Source organism: Marinobacter alkalisoli, assembly GCF_045449795.1.
In the GTDB taxonomy this organism is placed as follows: domain Bacteria; phylum Pseudomonadota; class Gammaproteobacteria; order Pseudomonadales; family Oleiphilaceae; genus Marinobacter.
Genome location: NZ_JBJJLB010000019.1, coordinates 65,694 through 78,308, shown reverse-complemented (window position 1 = coordinate 78,308; position 12,615 = coordinate 65,694). Strand labels below are relative to the sequence as shown.

At 60.0% G+C, this 12,615-nt stretch carries 16 protein-coding genes; 2 read left to right on the top strand and 14 right to left on the bottom strand.

What is annotated here, in order from left to right:
- Positions 1-19 precede the first annotated feature (19 nt).
- Genes ccmI through ccmA form a run of 9 tightly spaced genes read right to left on the bottom strand, consistent with a single transcriptional unit; the run spans position 20 to position 7,184 of the window.
- Positions 20-1,297 (bottom strand): c-type cytochrome biogenesis protein CcmI, encoded by a 1,278-nt coding sequence (gene ccmI / locus ACJO3M_RS09075; protein ID WP_407001071.1) that lies wholly within the window; start codon positions 1,295-1,297, stop codon positions 20-22.
- 41 nt (positions 1,298-1,338) lie between these two features.
- Positions 1,339-1,818 carry a cytochrome c-type biogenesis protein gene (locus ACJO3M_RS09070; protein WP_407001070.1) on the bottom strand — a complete coding sequence of 160 codons (480 nt, stop codon included), beginning with the start codon at positions 1,816-1,818 and terminating at the stop codon, positions 1,339-1,341.
- Positions 1,818-2,354 carry a DsbE family thiol:disulfide interchange protein gene (locus tag ACJO3M_RS09065; protein WP_407001069.1) on the bottom strand — a complete coding sequence of 179 codons (537 nt, stop codon included), beginning with the start codon at positions 2,352-2,354 and terminating at the stop codon, positions 1,818-1,820. The genes ACJO3M_RS09070 and ACJO3M_RS09065 overlap by 1 nt, the downstream gene beginning before the upstream one ends.
- A complete protein-coding gene (locus ACJO3M_RS09060) occupies positions 2,351-4,354 on the bottom strand; it encodes a heme lyase CcmF/NrfE family subunit (protein WP_407001068.1) in 2,004 nt (667 codons plus the stop codon). Before ACJO3M_RS09060 ends, ACJO3M_RS09065 begins: the two co-directional genes overlap by 4 nt.
- A gap of 24 nt (positions 4,355-4,378) precedes the next feature.
- Positions 4,379-4,810: a cytochrome c maturation protein CcmE gene (ccmE, locus tag ACJO3M_RS09055; RefSeq protein ID WP_407001148.1), complete on the bottom strand. Its 432-nt coding sequence runs from the start codon at positions 4,808-4,810 to the stop codon at positions 4,379-4,381.
- Between the two features lie 15 nt (positions 4,811-4,825).
- Positions 4,826-5,065 carry a heme exporter protein CcmD gene (gene ccmD / locus ACJO3M_RS09050; RefSeq protein ID WP_407001067.1) on the bottom strand — a complete coding sequence of 80 codons (240 nt, stop codon included), beginning with the start codon at positions 5,063-5,065 and terminating at the stop codon, positions 4,826-4,828.
- A gap of 4 nt (positions 5,066-5,069) precedes the next feature.
- Positions 5,070-5,813, bottom strand: coding sequence for a heme ABC transporter permease CcmC (gene ccmC, locus ACJO3M_RS09045; RefSeq protein WP_407001066.1), 744 nt, complete (start codon positions 5,811-5,813; stop codon positions 5,070-5,072).
- 20 nt (positions 5,814-5,833) lie between these two features.
- The gene (ccmB, locus tag ACJO3M_RS09040; RefSeq protein WP_407001065.1) at positions 5,834-6,559 is read right to left on the bottom strand and encodes a heme exporter protein CcmB; all 726 of its coding nucleotides are present in this window, start codon (positions 6,557-6,559) and stop codon (positions 5,834-5,836) included.
- Positions 6,549-7,184 (bottom strand): cytochrome c biogenesis heme-transporting ATPase CcmA, encoded by a 636-nt coding sequence (gene ccmA, locus ACJO3M_RS09035; RefSeq protein ID WP_407001064.1) that lies wholly within the window; start codon positions 7,182-7,184, stop codon positions 6,549-6,551. Before ccmA ends, ccmB begins: the two co-directional genes overlap by 11 nt.
- A 184-nt stretch (positions 7,185-7,368) precedes the next feature.
- Here ccmA and fliK point away from each other — a divergent pair, with 184 nt between their 5' ends.
- A complete protein-coding gene (fliK, locus tag ACJO3M_RS09030) occupies positions 7,369-8,715 on the top strand; it encodes a flagellar hook-length control protein FliK (protein ID WP_407001063.1) in 1,347 nt (448 codons plus the stop codon).
- On the top strand, positions 8,712-9,017 hold the full coding sequence (locus ACJO3M_RS09025) for an EscU/YscU/HrcU family type III secretion system export apparatus switch protein (protein ID WP_407001062.1): 306 nt from the start codon (positions 8,712-8,714) through the stop codon (positions 9,015-9,017). The genes fliK and ACJO3M_RS09025 overlap by 4 nt, the downstream gene beginning before the upstream one ends.
- An 18-nt stretch (positions 9,018-9,035) precedes the next feature.
- Here ACJO3M_RS09025 and ACJO3M_RS09020 read toward each other — a convergent pair whose 3' ends face one another.
- The 5 genes from ACJO3M_RS09020 to motD form a co-directional block, all read right to left on the bottom strand.
- Positions 9,036-9,428 carry a DUF2802 domain-containing protein gene (locus tag ACJO3M_RS09020; RefSeq protein ID WP_407001061.1) on the bottom strand — a complete coding sequence of 131 codons (393 nt, stop codon included), beginning with the start codon at positions 9,426-9,428 and terminating at the stop codon, positions 9,036-9,038.
- A gap of 73 nt (positions 9,429-9,501) precedes the next feature.
- Positions 9,502-9,990, bottom strand: coding sequence for a chemotaxis protein CheW (locus ACJO3M_RS09015; protein ID WP_406984747.1), 489 nt, complete (start codon positions 9,988-9,990; stop codon positions 9,502-9,504).
- Positions 9,991-10,119: 129 nt separating this feature from the next.
- Entirely contained in the window at positions 10,120-10,869 is a 750-nt protein-coding gene (locus ACJO3M_RS09010; protein WP_407001060.1) for a chemotaxis protein CheW, read from the bottom strand.
- Positions 10,862-11,659, bottom strand: coding sequence for a ParA family protein (locus ACJO3M_RS09005; RefSeq protein WP_406985028.1), 798 nt, complete (start codon positions 11,657-11,659; stop codon positions 10,862-10,864). Before ACJO3M_RS09005 ends, ACJO3M_RS09010 begins: the two co-directional genes overlap by 8 nt.
- Before the next feature lie 170 nt (positions 11,660-11,829).
- Positions 11,830-12,615, bottom strand: coding sequence for a flagellar motor protein MotD (gene motD, locus ACJO3M_RS09000; protein WP_407001059.1), 786 nt, complete (start codon positions 12,613-12,615; stop codon positions 11,830-11,832).

The window sequence follows — 12,615 nt, the reverse complement described above, 5'->3', positions numbered from 1 at the left end:
GCCCTGGATGGGGCCTTTTTCAGTTCCGCAGCTGATGATCAATCACCAGGGTCGCAGCCACCCCTTCATCATCAGTCACGGCCACCGGATCATTCAGCTCACCCTGCCAGTCTCCGGCCTGGGGCATGGCGTTGCCGGAACGGGACAGGCGCGCAACCAGCAGAACTTCGGAAGCCCCGGAGAGCCGGTTGTCCGGTGACATGGCATTGCCATCATCCAGACGGACCTCCGCCGGCAGGTCGCGGGCACTCAGCCGTGCCACTGCCAGCGGCGCCGAACCCTGGCTACCCGCCTTGCGGGCGAAAACGAACAAGGTGGTATCGTCCGGGATTTCTCCCGCAAAGGCCTCCGACAGCTCGATCCGGACGGTCACCCCCGGTCCGGACAAGGCGTCTGCGGCGGTATGCGGGGCGTCACGCCCGAGACGTTCATAGGCTTCGTTAATACCCTGGCGAATCGAGCCAAGCTGGGGGTGATCAGGCGCCGCCTCAACAATACGCTCCCAATAGCGGATGGCATCTTCATAGTTTTCCTGGCTGAAGGAGGATATGCCCAATAACCCAAGGGAATTCACCTCATCGGGATTCAGCGCGCGCGCTTTTTCGATCGCCCGTGTGACATCGGGGTCCAATGCCCCCTGACTCCTGAAGAACAGCGCCTGGGCCGACAACCCCCAGGCCGTGGCTTCCGCCCGGTCATCGTCTTCAACCTGTTCGGCCAAACGTTCAAATGCCCATGCGGCATCCTCAAACTGTTCCAGGCGCATGTAACTGCGACCCAGCATGGCCCAGCCTTCGGTGTTCTCCGGTTTGGCTTCCAGCCGTTCCCGCAACTGGGCCGTCAGCCGCGTCATCTGTTCGACGCGGTCGCCATCCGATGCCATCATTTCCTGCATCGCCAGGTATTGTTTCAGGTCGTCCATCGCACCCCATTTCTGGTAAAGGAAAATCGCCGCCGCTGGCACCAGCAAGAGACAGACAAAGGCAATCACCAACGAGCTGCGACGGCCACGTCCGGCCACCGCAGGTCTGGTCACCGTCTTGTCGGCATCGGGCACATCGTCAAGCATGCTGCCCGCCAGCTCCTCTTTCAGTTGTTGATAGTTTTCCTGATCGAGATTGCCGGCCTGGTACTCGTTCTCCAGTTCCGCCATGCGCGAGCGATACGCCATCAGGTTCTGATTACGGAGATCAGTCTGCTGCCGTTTGTCGGTCCGGTGGGAAAACAGTGGCCAGACAACAAAGGCCAGGGCCAGAACAATGAGCGCTGCGGCGATAATCCAGAAAGTATCGGTCATATGAAGATCGTGAAGTTTCCGTGGGGAGTTGGGTAGTCAGTTCAGCTGCGGGTATCCCGGTCATCGTCGGATAGCAACCGGTCCACACGAGCCTTTTCTTCCGCGGTCAGCGGCGGTTGCTGGCTGTTGCGTCGGCGGGAGCGAATCACGATGCCGGCAACCACCAGTAAACCACCTCCCACTGCGATGGCGGGTGTTGCCCACAGCAATAGAGTGCGGCGATCTACTTCGGGTTTGTAGCGGACGAATTCGCCGAAGCGGTCCACCAGTGCGTTGACGATCTCCTCGTTGCTGGCTCCTTCCCGCATCATCCGGTAGACCCTGTCACGCATGTCTTTGGAAATGGGAGCATTGGAATCAGCAATATTCTGATTCTGACATTTTGGGCATCGCAGCTCGGCAATCAGATCCCGGTAGCGTTGCTCTTCCTGGAGTGAGTCGAAACCATGCACGTTGGCTTGGTCCGCCACTACCTGAAACGAGAACAGTGCAGCGAGCAGGATCAGGACCAGTCGTGCCATCAGGTGTCCTCCCGGTAACGCTTCACCAGGGGCTCGAGGTCTTCCTGCCAGACTTTCTCATTGACCACCCCCACGTGCCGATAGCGAACCACGCCCTCGGCGTCGATGACGTAGGTTTCCGGAGCGCCGTATACCCCGAGGTCGAAGCCCAGGGTGCCTTTGGGGTCGTAGATAGTCAGGGCGTAAGGATTCCCCAGACGGTCAAGCCAATCCAGTGCATCCTCACGATTGTCCTTATAGTTCAGGCCAATAATGTGTATGCCTTTCTCTTCGGCAAGCCACACCAGGTCGTCGTGCTCGTCGCGGCAGGCCGGACACCAGGTACCCCAGACGTTCAGCAGTGAGACCTGCCCCCTGAAAACTTCCGCATCCAGCTGTTTGTCGGCCTCGGCAAGGTCGGACAGCGTGAAGGCCGGAACCGGCTTCCCGATCAATGCCGAATCCAGGTGCGTGGGATCCTTGCCAATCCCGGCAAACAGCACAACGCCCAGGACGATTACCAGGACGAGTGGCAGGAACAACAATACCCGCTTCATGACAGCACCTCTGCGACACCGCGATCACCCTGACGGCCCGTTTCCCCCGAATCCCGTTTTTCAGCGACCCGCTCACGGATACGGTACCGCCGATCAGCAATCGCCAGGAAACCGCCGGCGGCCATGAACAGCGCTCCCAGCCACAACCAACGCACCAGCGGTTTGTACTGCAGGCGGATGGCCCAGGCCTCGTCACTGATGCGCTCACCTATAGCCACAAAGACATCCCGGAACAGTCCGGCGTCGATATCGGCTTCGGTCATGACATTGCGCTGAACCTGATACTGCCGTTTCTCCGGGTGCAACGTTGCCACATGCCGGCCATCCTGTGTGACCTCAAACGAGCCGTACTGGGCCGCGAAATTCTGGCCCCGGCGTTCGCCAATTTCGGTGAAGAGAACCTGGTAGTCCCCGACCATCGCAGTGTCACCGGGTGTCATTCGCACGTCCCGCTCGACGCCATAGTTCGACACCACGGTTGCCCCGGCCATGGTAATAGCCAGCCCGAGGTGCCCCAGAACCATGCCGTAGTAGCTTCTGGATTGCCTCTTGAGGCCGTGCAGCCGCCCCTTCTTCGAGGAAGACTTGTCCCAGAGGTCCCAGGCGGTAGCCATAGTGACCCATATAGCCACGAAACAGCCGGCAAAGGCCCAGGGCCTGAACCCGCCATAGACCACCATGACCGCCGCCGTTGCCACAATGCTGACCGCCAGTGGCCAGAGCAGTTTGCGGCCAAGCCAGCCGCCGTCGGTTTTCTTCCAGCGAGAGAAAATACCCGCACCCAACAGCAGCCCTGCGGCCAGGGCCAGCGGGCTGAAGGTCAGGCTGAAGAAGGGCTCGCCTATCGACAGGCGTCCCATGTCCAGATAGTCCAGAACCAGCGGGTACAGCGTGCCGATCATGACCAGCAGTGTGGCTGACACCAGCAACACATTGTTGAGAAGCAGGAAGATCTCCCGGGACAGGGAGCCATAACGCGACCGTACATGCACCACCGGCGCCCGCACCGCGTACAGGGTCAGGCTGGAAATGATGGTGATGGCCAACAGCGCCAGCAGGAAAGTACCCCGCTCCGGATCGGAGGCAAATGCGTGTACGGACGTCAGCACGCCGGAACGCACCAGGAATGTTCCCAGCAGACTGAGGGAGAAGGTGACAATGGCCAGCAGCACGGTCCAGCTCTTGAAGACGCCCCGTTTCTCGGTCACCGCAAGGCTATGCATCAATGCGGTGCCGGACAACCATGGTAACAGGGAGGCGTTTTCAACCGGATCCCAGAACCACCAGCCGCCCCAGCCAAGCTCGTAGTAGGCCCACCAGCTGCCAAGAGCGATGCCCAGCGACAGGAACGACCAGGCGACCGTGGTCCATGGGCGGGACCACCGGGCCCACGCCGCATCAAGGCGGCCATTGATAAGAGCGGCGATAGCAAACGCAAACGCCACGGAGAAACCCACATACCCCATGTACAGCATGGGCGGATGAATAATCAGGCCAAAGTCCTGCAGCAGCGGGTTCAGGTCGGCACCGTCCGCCGGCACGTTTGGCAGCATGCGGTCAAAGGGATTTGATGTGACGATGATAAACAACAGGAAACCCACGCAGATGATGCCCATGACCGACAATACCTGGGCGATCATCACCGACGGCAGACGGCGACTGAATATGGCCACCGCCAGAGTCCAGCCTGCCAGCATCAGGATCCAGAGCAGCAGCGACCCCTCATGGCCGCCCCACACCGCACTGAACTTGTAGTACCAGGGCAGCATGCTGTTGCTGTTATTGGCAACGTAGGCGACCGAGAAATCATCGGTCACGAAGGCGTGGGTCAGAATCGCAAAGGCAATGGCGATGAACACGAACAGTCCGGCGGACAACGGGCGCGCAAACGCCTGCAGGGTGTCACGACCGGTCACCGAGCCCACCAGTGGGACCACGGAAAGGAGCACTGCAAGCAACAGCGCGAGTATCAGTGCAAACTGTCCGAGTTCCGGATACATCAGACCTCTCCAAACATCAAAAATTTATTGTCGTGACGCGCGCTCAAGGGCCTCGGCCACTTCCGGCGGCATGTAATTCTCATCGTGCTTGGCCAGTACCTGGTCGGCCACAAAACGGCCATTCTCATTCAGCCGCCCCATGGCTACCACGCCCTGCCCTTCTGCGAACAGATCCGGCAGGATGCCGGTGTACTCGACCAGCACCGAGGAATTGAAGTCGGTGACCTTGAATTCCACCTTCAGGCTTTCCGTATCCCGCAGCACCGATCCTTCCTCGACCATGCCTCCGGCGCGAATCCTGACGTCCACCGGGGCATCGCCCGCGGCAATCTGGCTGGGATCGTAGAACAGGTTAATATTCTGGCGCAGGGCATACGTCGTAAGCCCAACGGCAACGGCAATCCCTGCCAGCAGGAAGAGAACTATCGTCAGTCGTTTTTTTCGGGTCGGGTGCATCGTTTTTTCTGCCATTCAATCTTGAGAAACGTTCACACGTGTAAAACTGGCGGCCCGGGCTCTTTGGTCCGCAGCCATGTTGCCGGCAGGCGCCCGGGCCAACTCACGCCGCTGGGCTGCCATAACCTGGCGGCGCTGGCGAAGCGACCAGTAGACCAACCCGCCCAGCAGCAGGAAGAAAACGCCATAACAGGTCCAGACATAAGAGCCATGCCCTTCCATGGCAATAAACGAAGTCAGGGAATCAAACGCCATGCCGTCAGCTCCTTCCCGCCTGCACCAGCTCTTTAACCCAGCGGGTGCGGCGTTCACGAATCAGAATTTCCGTCTGCATACGCAAGCACGCAAACCAGCCAAAAACCAGATAGAGCCCCAGTACGGATAATAACAGGGGCACCCACATTTCCGCGGGCATGGAGGGTTTCTCCGTGAGCTTGAAAGTGGCGGGCTGATGCAGGGTATTCCACCACTCCACGGAATACTTGATGATAGGTATATTCACCACCCCGACCAGCACCAGCACAGCAACCGCCCGCGCCGAGGATTTCTCATCGGAAATGGCCGCGCCAAGGGCAATCACGCCAAAATACAGAAACAGCAGAATCAGCATGGACGTAAGCCGGGCGTCCCATATCCACCAGGTTCCCCAGGTGGGCTTGCCCCATACCGCACCGGTAAACAGCGCGAGGAAGGTTAACACCGCACCCACCGGAGCCACCGACTTGACGAAAACATCCGCCAGCTTCATACGCCAGACCAGGGTAACCACCGCCGCCACCGCCATCATGATATAAACAGACTGGGCCAGGAATGCCGACGGCACGTGAATAAAGATGATCCGGTAACTGTTGCCCTGAAGGTAATCCTGCGGAGCAAACGCCAGCCCCCAAATCAGGCCGGCAGACAACAGTGCCACCCCGCCCCACAACAGCCAGGGCATCAGCCGGTTGGCAATGCCGAAGAACCATTTCGGCGACCCCAGCTTGTGAAAGATTTGCCACATCAGGTGTTACCTTCTACCTATTAACTGTTAGACAAACTGATACGCAGGGCCGCAGCCGATGCGAAGGGCGCCAGCGTCACCGCCAATGCCAGGAACGCCCCCATCAACGCCATATAGCCACCCACTGGGGCGCCATCCGCCGCCGCAGCCACGGTGCCCGTGCCAAAAATCAGCACGGGAATGTACAGCGGAATGATCAGCAGAGACAAGAGTACCCCCGCCGACCGAAGCCCCAGGGTCAGTGCCGCGCCGATAGCGCCGATCAGACTGAGAACCGGCGTTCCGATCAGCAGCGTTAGACACAAAACCGCGATAGAGTTCCCTTCAAGATGCACCATGACCCCCAAAAGCGGTGCCAGCAACACCAGTGGCAGCCCGGTCAGTACCCAGTGGGCGACAACTTTGGCCAGCACCAGAAGGAACAGGGGCTGGGGCTGCAACACCAGTTGTTCGAGGGTGCCGTCATCAAAATCGTGCCGGAACAGATGATCAAGGGAGAGCAACACCGACAGCAACGCCGCTACCCACAGGATACCGCTCCCCGCCTGCTGCAGAAATGACACTTCCGGGCTAACACCAAGGGGGAATAAAGTCACCACCATGACGAAGAACAGCAACGGGTTGAGCAGATCCTGCCGTTGCCGGAACGCCGACTTGAGGTCACGCAGGAACACCGCCTTCATGGCGTGACCGGTGCCAACCGCTTCGGTAACCGGTCGCCATCCGCCCCGGGAATCAGACGTCATCGCTGCTGCCTCCCAGGGTGATACGCTGCATCGATGGCAGCTGCAGGTCATGGTGAGTGGTCACCACAATGGCGCCACCATCCCGGGCTCGTTGCACCAGCAGGGATTCCAGGGCGGTCACGCCGTCAATATCGATTGCGGTAAACACTTCGTCCAGAATCCACAGGGGCTCGTCGGCAATCAGCAGGCGCGCCAGCGCCACCCGTCGCTGCTGTCCGGCCGACAGGCGCCGGCAGGGTACGTCTTCAAAACCGGCCAGGCCAGTGCCGGCCAGCGCCTGTCCGAGCATGCTGTCACTGACCTTTTTCCTGCCGGCCATCAGCGCACGCAGATTCTCCATGGGTGTCAGCAGCGGTTTGATGCCGGGGCGATGGCCAATGTACAGCATGTTACGCACGAATTCTTCGCGAGTTCGGGACCGGGGTTGTCCCCGCCAGAGCAAGTCACCAGACCAGCCATCATTCAGGCCGGCCAGAATTCTGAGCAAGGTGGTCTTGCCGGAACCGTTGGGGCCCTCGACACGGGTCAGAGTACCGGGCAGTATGGAGAAAGAAAGTTCCCGGAACAGCATCCGGTCGTCGCGCTCACACTGCAGATTGACAGCCTGTAGTAACGGCTCAGACATCAGGGCCCCAGATCTGGAACAACGCGGTGGATACAACCGGCGTTGTGGACATTCAATTCTGCCTCCGTTCAGGTGTCGCGAATCAGGAAGGGGCAGAGATTTCAGACAGGCAATAGTTACCAGCGCGGCGTATTATAACGAAACCGTGACACGATTACTCTTGTCGAGAATCAAAACAGCACCGATGAAATTACCAAACGGTAACCCGACACCGCCGCCGTCCGGCGAACAAACCAGACCGCCCGCAGGTGGGGCCACCAGGGGAGCGCAACCTCAGGACTCCGGGGCCGTATCGGCGCGTCAGCAACTGGACCTGTTACAACTCACCAACCGGGAAAGCGTACTGGCCCGGGTCGCGGAAGTCATCAGTCGTCAACAGGATGCCGGGCAGCAATTGCTGCTGGAAGTCCGTGGCCGCAGCCTGACCGTGCAGGCCGCCATCGGCGAGACCTCCCTGGAACCCGGAGACTGGGTCAAAATCATGCGCGCCGGCAATGAGTTGCAATTGATGGGCAAGCTCGCTCCGGCCCAGGAAGCCGGTATCGCCCGTGCACTCGCCCAGCGGCTGCCATGGCAACAGAGTATCGACGGCGGGCTGGCGAAGGTTCTTTCCAGCCTGACCCAGGGTATCCGGCCAGAGACGGGCGGAACCACCCCGCCCTCCGCGCGACAGCCGCAACCACTGCCCCTACCGGTGCGACAGGTTATCGAGCAATTGGTGAACCGACTCCCTGCCAGTACCGGACTGGCCTCTCCAGGCAATGCAAACGAGACAGGGCAGCAGATACGCCAGTGGATTGCCGAAAGCGGGCTGTTTGCCGAGGCCCGGCTCGCCCAGAGTCGGGAGACCGCCCTACCCGACCTCAAACTGGCACTGGGCCGGATTGTGACAGCACTGCTCAGCCACCAGGGCAGCGGTCCGGAACACTTCAACCGCCTGACCCCGCTGGCGACTCCCGAACTGGTCCAGGCCCCCCTGCAGTTCCCCAACACGTTATCGCCTCCGGCGCCACAGGGTTCTGCGGAACCACCCACGGTGGGGCAGATGCTGCGACTGCTCGCCGGCATGCTCAACCGGATCACCGTCAACCAGCTTCACAGCCAGGTGCTATCGACGCGCACCACAGCAGACACGCCGGCACCGGTGTCCACTCTGTTACTGGAGCTGCCCTGGGTGACGCCGCAGAGTGAGCCGAGGATTGCGCAGCTGAGAATTGAGCACGAACAGCCAGACAATGAACACACAGGCGGGAAACGTGCCGGTGTCGCGGAATGGCGACTGTCCCTGGCCATGGATCTTGACGAGGCCGGCCCGGTGCATTTTGACGTGGCCCTGCGCCAGGAGCAGGTGTCTGCCCGCGTCTGGGCGGAAAAGCAACGCACCCTGCAACAGGTTCAACAGGACCTGCCAACCCTGCGGCAGAGCCTGTCGGAACTGGGGCTGGAGGTAACGGATCTGGAATGCCGCAGGGGCAGCCCCCGGGGAGCAACCACACGACTGGAACACCGACTGGTGGACACCAAGGCATGAGCAAAACGGATCAGCAGCAATCCAGCGCCGCGGTGGCGCTGAAATACGATGGCAAGTGCGCGCCGACCATTGCCGCCACGGGCACTCACGAACTGGCGGAGGAAATCGTCCGGATCGCCCGGGAACACAACGTCCCTCTCTACGAGAATCCGGAACTGGCCAGTGTCCTGGCGCGACTGGAACTGAACGAGGAAATTCCGGAAACCCTGTACCAGATCATCGCGGAAATCCTGGCGTTTGCCTTCAACCTCCAGGGTAAGACACCGGCGGACGCCGGCAGGACCACCCCGGAGAGCGAGTAACTCCCGACGAATCCCGGCTTAAGCCGCCTCACGCTTCCTGAGCGCAGAGACCAGCTCCGCTTCGGGCCGGGAGATGCCACAGGTGTTCATCAGGTCGTCGATATCCGCCCCCAGGTCAACCAGCCTTGAGGCCTCATCGTAGGAAATTCGCAGGGGATCGTTCTGGCGCATTTCATCCAGTGCGCCGGCGAGTTCATGGAGCTGACGCTCACAGGCTACCAGCCGCTGGCCGACCCCCATGCTGCCGCTGGCGGTGGCATGAAGTTCGCGGCCAAGGGTGTCACAACGATCCTTGAGCCGGGTTCGAAGCTGACGGATCTCACGACGCTGCACAATGGCCTGCACCGCCAGCAGGCCAAGGGCCGCTGTTGTCAGCAGCCAGGGAATCAGGGAAGAGTACTCTGCAAACATGATGAACGCCCTCAAGTAGATTAACCACCGGGGCGTCCATCATGCCGGCCTGTTCCGGAAAGCGTTTCCGGGATTACAGTGCCGCGATTTCAGCCCACTCGTGGTCAGACAGCATCTTGTCGAACTCGACCAGAATGATCAGTTCGCCATCCTTATTGCACACGCCCTGGATAAACTTGGCACTTTCCTCGTTACCCACGTTCGGTGCAGTTTCAATTTCACTGGCTTTCAGGTACACCACCTCGGCCACGGAATCCACCAGGATTCCCATTACCTGGTCCGCGGATTCCATCACCACGATCCGGGTCGCGTCAGTGACTTCCGAGTCCGCCAGACCGAATCGGCGACGGGTATCGATCACCGTGACCACGTTACCACGCAGATTGATGATGCCGAGTACATAATCCGGCGCACCCGGAACCGGTGCAATTTCGGTGTATCTCAGCACTTCCTGAATCTGCATGACGTTCAGACCATAAGTCTCGTCATCCAGGCGGAAGGTCACGTACTGCAGTACCTGATCGTCCTGGGCCTGATGTTGGTGTCCGCTCGGGGATGCCATAGCGTTGTCTCTCCTCTTTGGCTGCCCGGCGGGCAACCTGATCGTCAAAAAATCATCATCAGTGCCCAATACTATAGTTAAGGGCACAAACCGTGCCAGCACCGCACGGTTTCATTCAGTAACGGCTTATTAACTGAGATCCAGGTGGTGCTCCCGCTCCGCCCGGACCAGCAAATCCGCCATGGTGCGCACGTCAATCAGGGCGCACATGTGATTGACCACGGTTCCCGCCAGCCAGGGGCGTTTGCTGCGAGCTGTCCGCCAGCGAACCTCATCCGGCTTCAGGGTGAAGGACTGGGCCACATCATCACAGGCCAGTCCCCAGTCGCTGTTATCCAGCCGGATCACAAAACGATAGTTGTCACGGGCATTGTCGGGTGCCCGCCCCGCCATGATCCACTCCGCAGTGTCCACCACCCGCAGGTTATGATCGCGATCGGCACGGATCCCCATGTACCAGCGGGGGCTGCCGGGAATCGGCTTGATGTTTTCTTCGATGCGGTGAATGGCGCCCAGCAGAATCAGCGGCACCGCCAGCTGCAGGCCCGCCACGGTAAAGATCAGGCATTCAAAAGGCTGTTCAGACCACTCAGGACGCGACGGGGGCGATTCAGGCTCCACCTCCGGTTGAGGCGCCGATGGGGCAGGTGTCTGCTGAATGTCCGCTGCCTTTTTTGTGACGGGCTCCGGCGCGGGTCGGCTGATTTCAATCCGAGGCGCAGGCTCAACCGTTGGTTCCGGTTCCGATTCCACTTCCGGCGCACTAACAGCGACCTCGTCCTGGCGCGCCGTATCCGTCGCCGTGTGCAACAGCTCATCGAGATAACTGGCAATGGCACTGGCGGGATCCGCCAGCTTAGTCAATTTTTCGTCAGCCATGCCTGCGCTCCCGCTCCACGCCAGTACGGGCCATCAGATCCTCGAGCAGGCTGCTGTATGCCCGGACTCCGTGGGTGCCGGCATCCAGGGATGAGGGCACCACCCCGCCCTGGCTGGCGTCGCGGAATTTGGTGTCCACCGGAATGGCAAAACGCCAGAGTGTATCCGGATAGGTTTTACGCAACAGGTTCAGGCTTTTTACGGACGCCTGGGTACGACGGTCAAAAAGCGTCGGAACAATGGTGTAAGCCAGCTCGTTCTTCTGGGATTTCATGATCATCTGCAGGGTGTGCAGCATGCGCTCCAGGCCCTTGATCGCCAGGAATTCCGTTTGTACCGGGATAATCAGGTGCTGCGCGGCCGCCAGTGCATTCACCATCAACACACCGAGGGACGGCGTGTTGTCGAGAATCACATAATCAAAATCATCCCAGAGCTGAGCCAGTGCGCGGGAGATGATCAACCCCATGCCTTCCACGCCCACCATCCGGCGCTCAAGGGTTGCCAGTGCGGTGCTGGCCGGCAGCAATGACACGCCTTTGCAGCTGGTTTCAGTAATCAACTGGGCGGCGAGGCCATCTGGCACCTTGCCCTGATGCTGGAACAGATTGAACACACTCTGGGCGATGGTGTCGGGATCATAGCCAAACCAGCTGGTCAGCGAGCCATGAGGATCCAGGTCCACCACCAACACCCGCTTGCCGCGCTCTGCCAATAGCCCGGCCAGCGCCACCACCGATGTGGTCTTTCCGACACCGCCTTTTTGATTGGCTACTGCCCAGATTCGCACGTTACGCTCTCCACTCATTTATCCCCGGATATGCCATGGCACCACAGCGGTCCCTACCCATCGTTATCGGCAGCGGACCGCCCAACTTGAACGCTATCGGCAAGTGTTTGCCGCGAAAGACGGTACAGGGAAGATCAATACAGAAACCATGCCAACCAACAGCAGCGCGATTACCGCATCACCCCACGGATGCTGGCATCACGGGAAATCAGCAAAACCACCCGGCGGTTCCGGCGGCGGCCTTCTTCGGTATCGTTACGGGCCACCGGCTGGTGCGCCCCGTATCCGACAGCGGCCAGCCGTTCAGGTTCCACGCCCTCCATGGTCAGCATTCGAACCACCGCCGCAGCCCGGGCCGCCGATAATTCCCAGTTAGAGGGAAAAGCACTGGTACGAATCGGACGGTTATCGGTGAAGCCTTCCACCTTGACCGCGTTGTCCCGGTTACGCAGAACTCCGGCGATTTTTTCAACCACCGCGAAACCGTCGTAGTGGGGTTCTGCGGCGCCACTGCTGAACAACAGGCTGTCGGGCAGATTCAACTCCAGCCAACGGTCATTGCTTTCCAGGGACACCACGCCCTGGTTAATCAGCTCATCGAATTCCAGGGCGAGCTGGTCAGCCATGGCCCGCAGCGCTTCGGTCCGCCCCTGCTCACTGAGTTCCGGATTACTCGGGGCTTCGGTTACTTCGGGCACAATGACACTGTCGGATGACGAGGAATCTGAACGCCGGGACTGGTCCCCCACCTCTATGGGCTGAAAGGACCGTTGCGGTGCATTGAAAACGCCGGTCAGGGTTTCCGACAGCACCTTGTACTTGCCTTCGTTGACGGAAGACACGGAGTACATGACCACAAAAAAGGCAAACAGGAGGGTGATGAAATCCGCATAGGAGATCAGCCACCGCTCCTTGTTGTGGAGGTCATCCTGAGGTGGTTGCCTACGACGCCGCAT

Coding starts and splice junctions, on each gene's coding strand:
- ccmE (WP_407001148.1), bottom strand. CDS start 4,810: ATGCACCCGACCCGAAAAAAACGACTGACGATAGTTCTCTTCCTGCTG.
- ccmC (WP_407001066.1), bottom strand. CDS start 5,813: ATGTGGCAAATCTTTCACAAGCTGGGGTCGCCGAAATGGTTCTTCGGC.
- ACJO3M_RS09025 (WP_407001062.1), top strand. CDS start 8,712: ATGAGCAAAACGGATCAGCAGCAATCCAGCGCCGCGGTGGCGCTGAAA.
- ACJO3M_RS09010 (WP_407001060.1), bottom strand. CDS start 10,869: ATGGCTGACGAAAAATTGACTAAGCTGGCGGATCCCGCCAGTGCCATT.
- ACJO3M_RS09020 (WP_407001061.1), bottom strand. CDS start 9,428: ATGTTTGCAGAGTACTCTTCCCTGATTCCCTGGCTGCTGACAACAGCG.
- ccmI (WP_407001071.1), bottom strand. CDS start 1,297: ATGACCGATACTTTCTGGATTATCGCCGCAGCGCTCATTGTTCTGGCC.
- ccmD (WP_407001067.1), bottom strand. CDS start 5,065: ATGGCGTTTGATTCCCTGACTTCGTTTATTGCCATGGAAGGGCATGGC.
- motD (WP_407001059.1), bottom strand. CDS start 12,615: ATGCGGCGTCGTAGGCAACCACCTCAGGATGACCTCCACAACAAGGAG.
- fliK (WP_407001063.1), top strand. CDS start 7,369: ATGAAATTACCAAACGGTAACCCGACACCGCCGCCGTCCGGCGAACAA.
- ccmB (WP_407001065.1), bottom strand. CDS start 6,559: ATGACGTCTGATTCCCGGGGCGGATGGCGACCGGTTACCGAAGCGGTT.
- ccmA (WP_407001064.1), bottom strand. CDS start 7,184: ATGTCTGAGCCGTTACTACAGGCTGTCAATCTGCAGTGTGAGCGCGAC.
- ACJO3M_RS09070 (WP_407001070.1), bottom strand. CDS start 1,818: ATGGCACGACTGGTCCTGATCCTGCTCGCTGCACTGTTCTCGTTTCAG.
- ACJO3M_RS09015 (WP_406984747.1), bottom strand. CDS start 9,990: ATGGCATCCCCGAGCGGACACCAACATCAGGCCCAGGACGATCAGGTA.
- ACJO3M_RS09060 (WP_407001068.1), bottom strand. CDS start 4,354: ATGTATCCGGAACTCGGACAGTTTGCACTGATACTCGCGCTGTTGCTT.
- ACJO3M_RS09065 (WP_407001069.1), bottom strand. CDS start 2,354: ATGAAGCGGGTATTGTTGTTCCTGCCACTCGTCCTGGTAATCGTCCTG.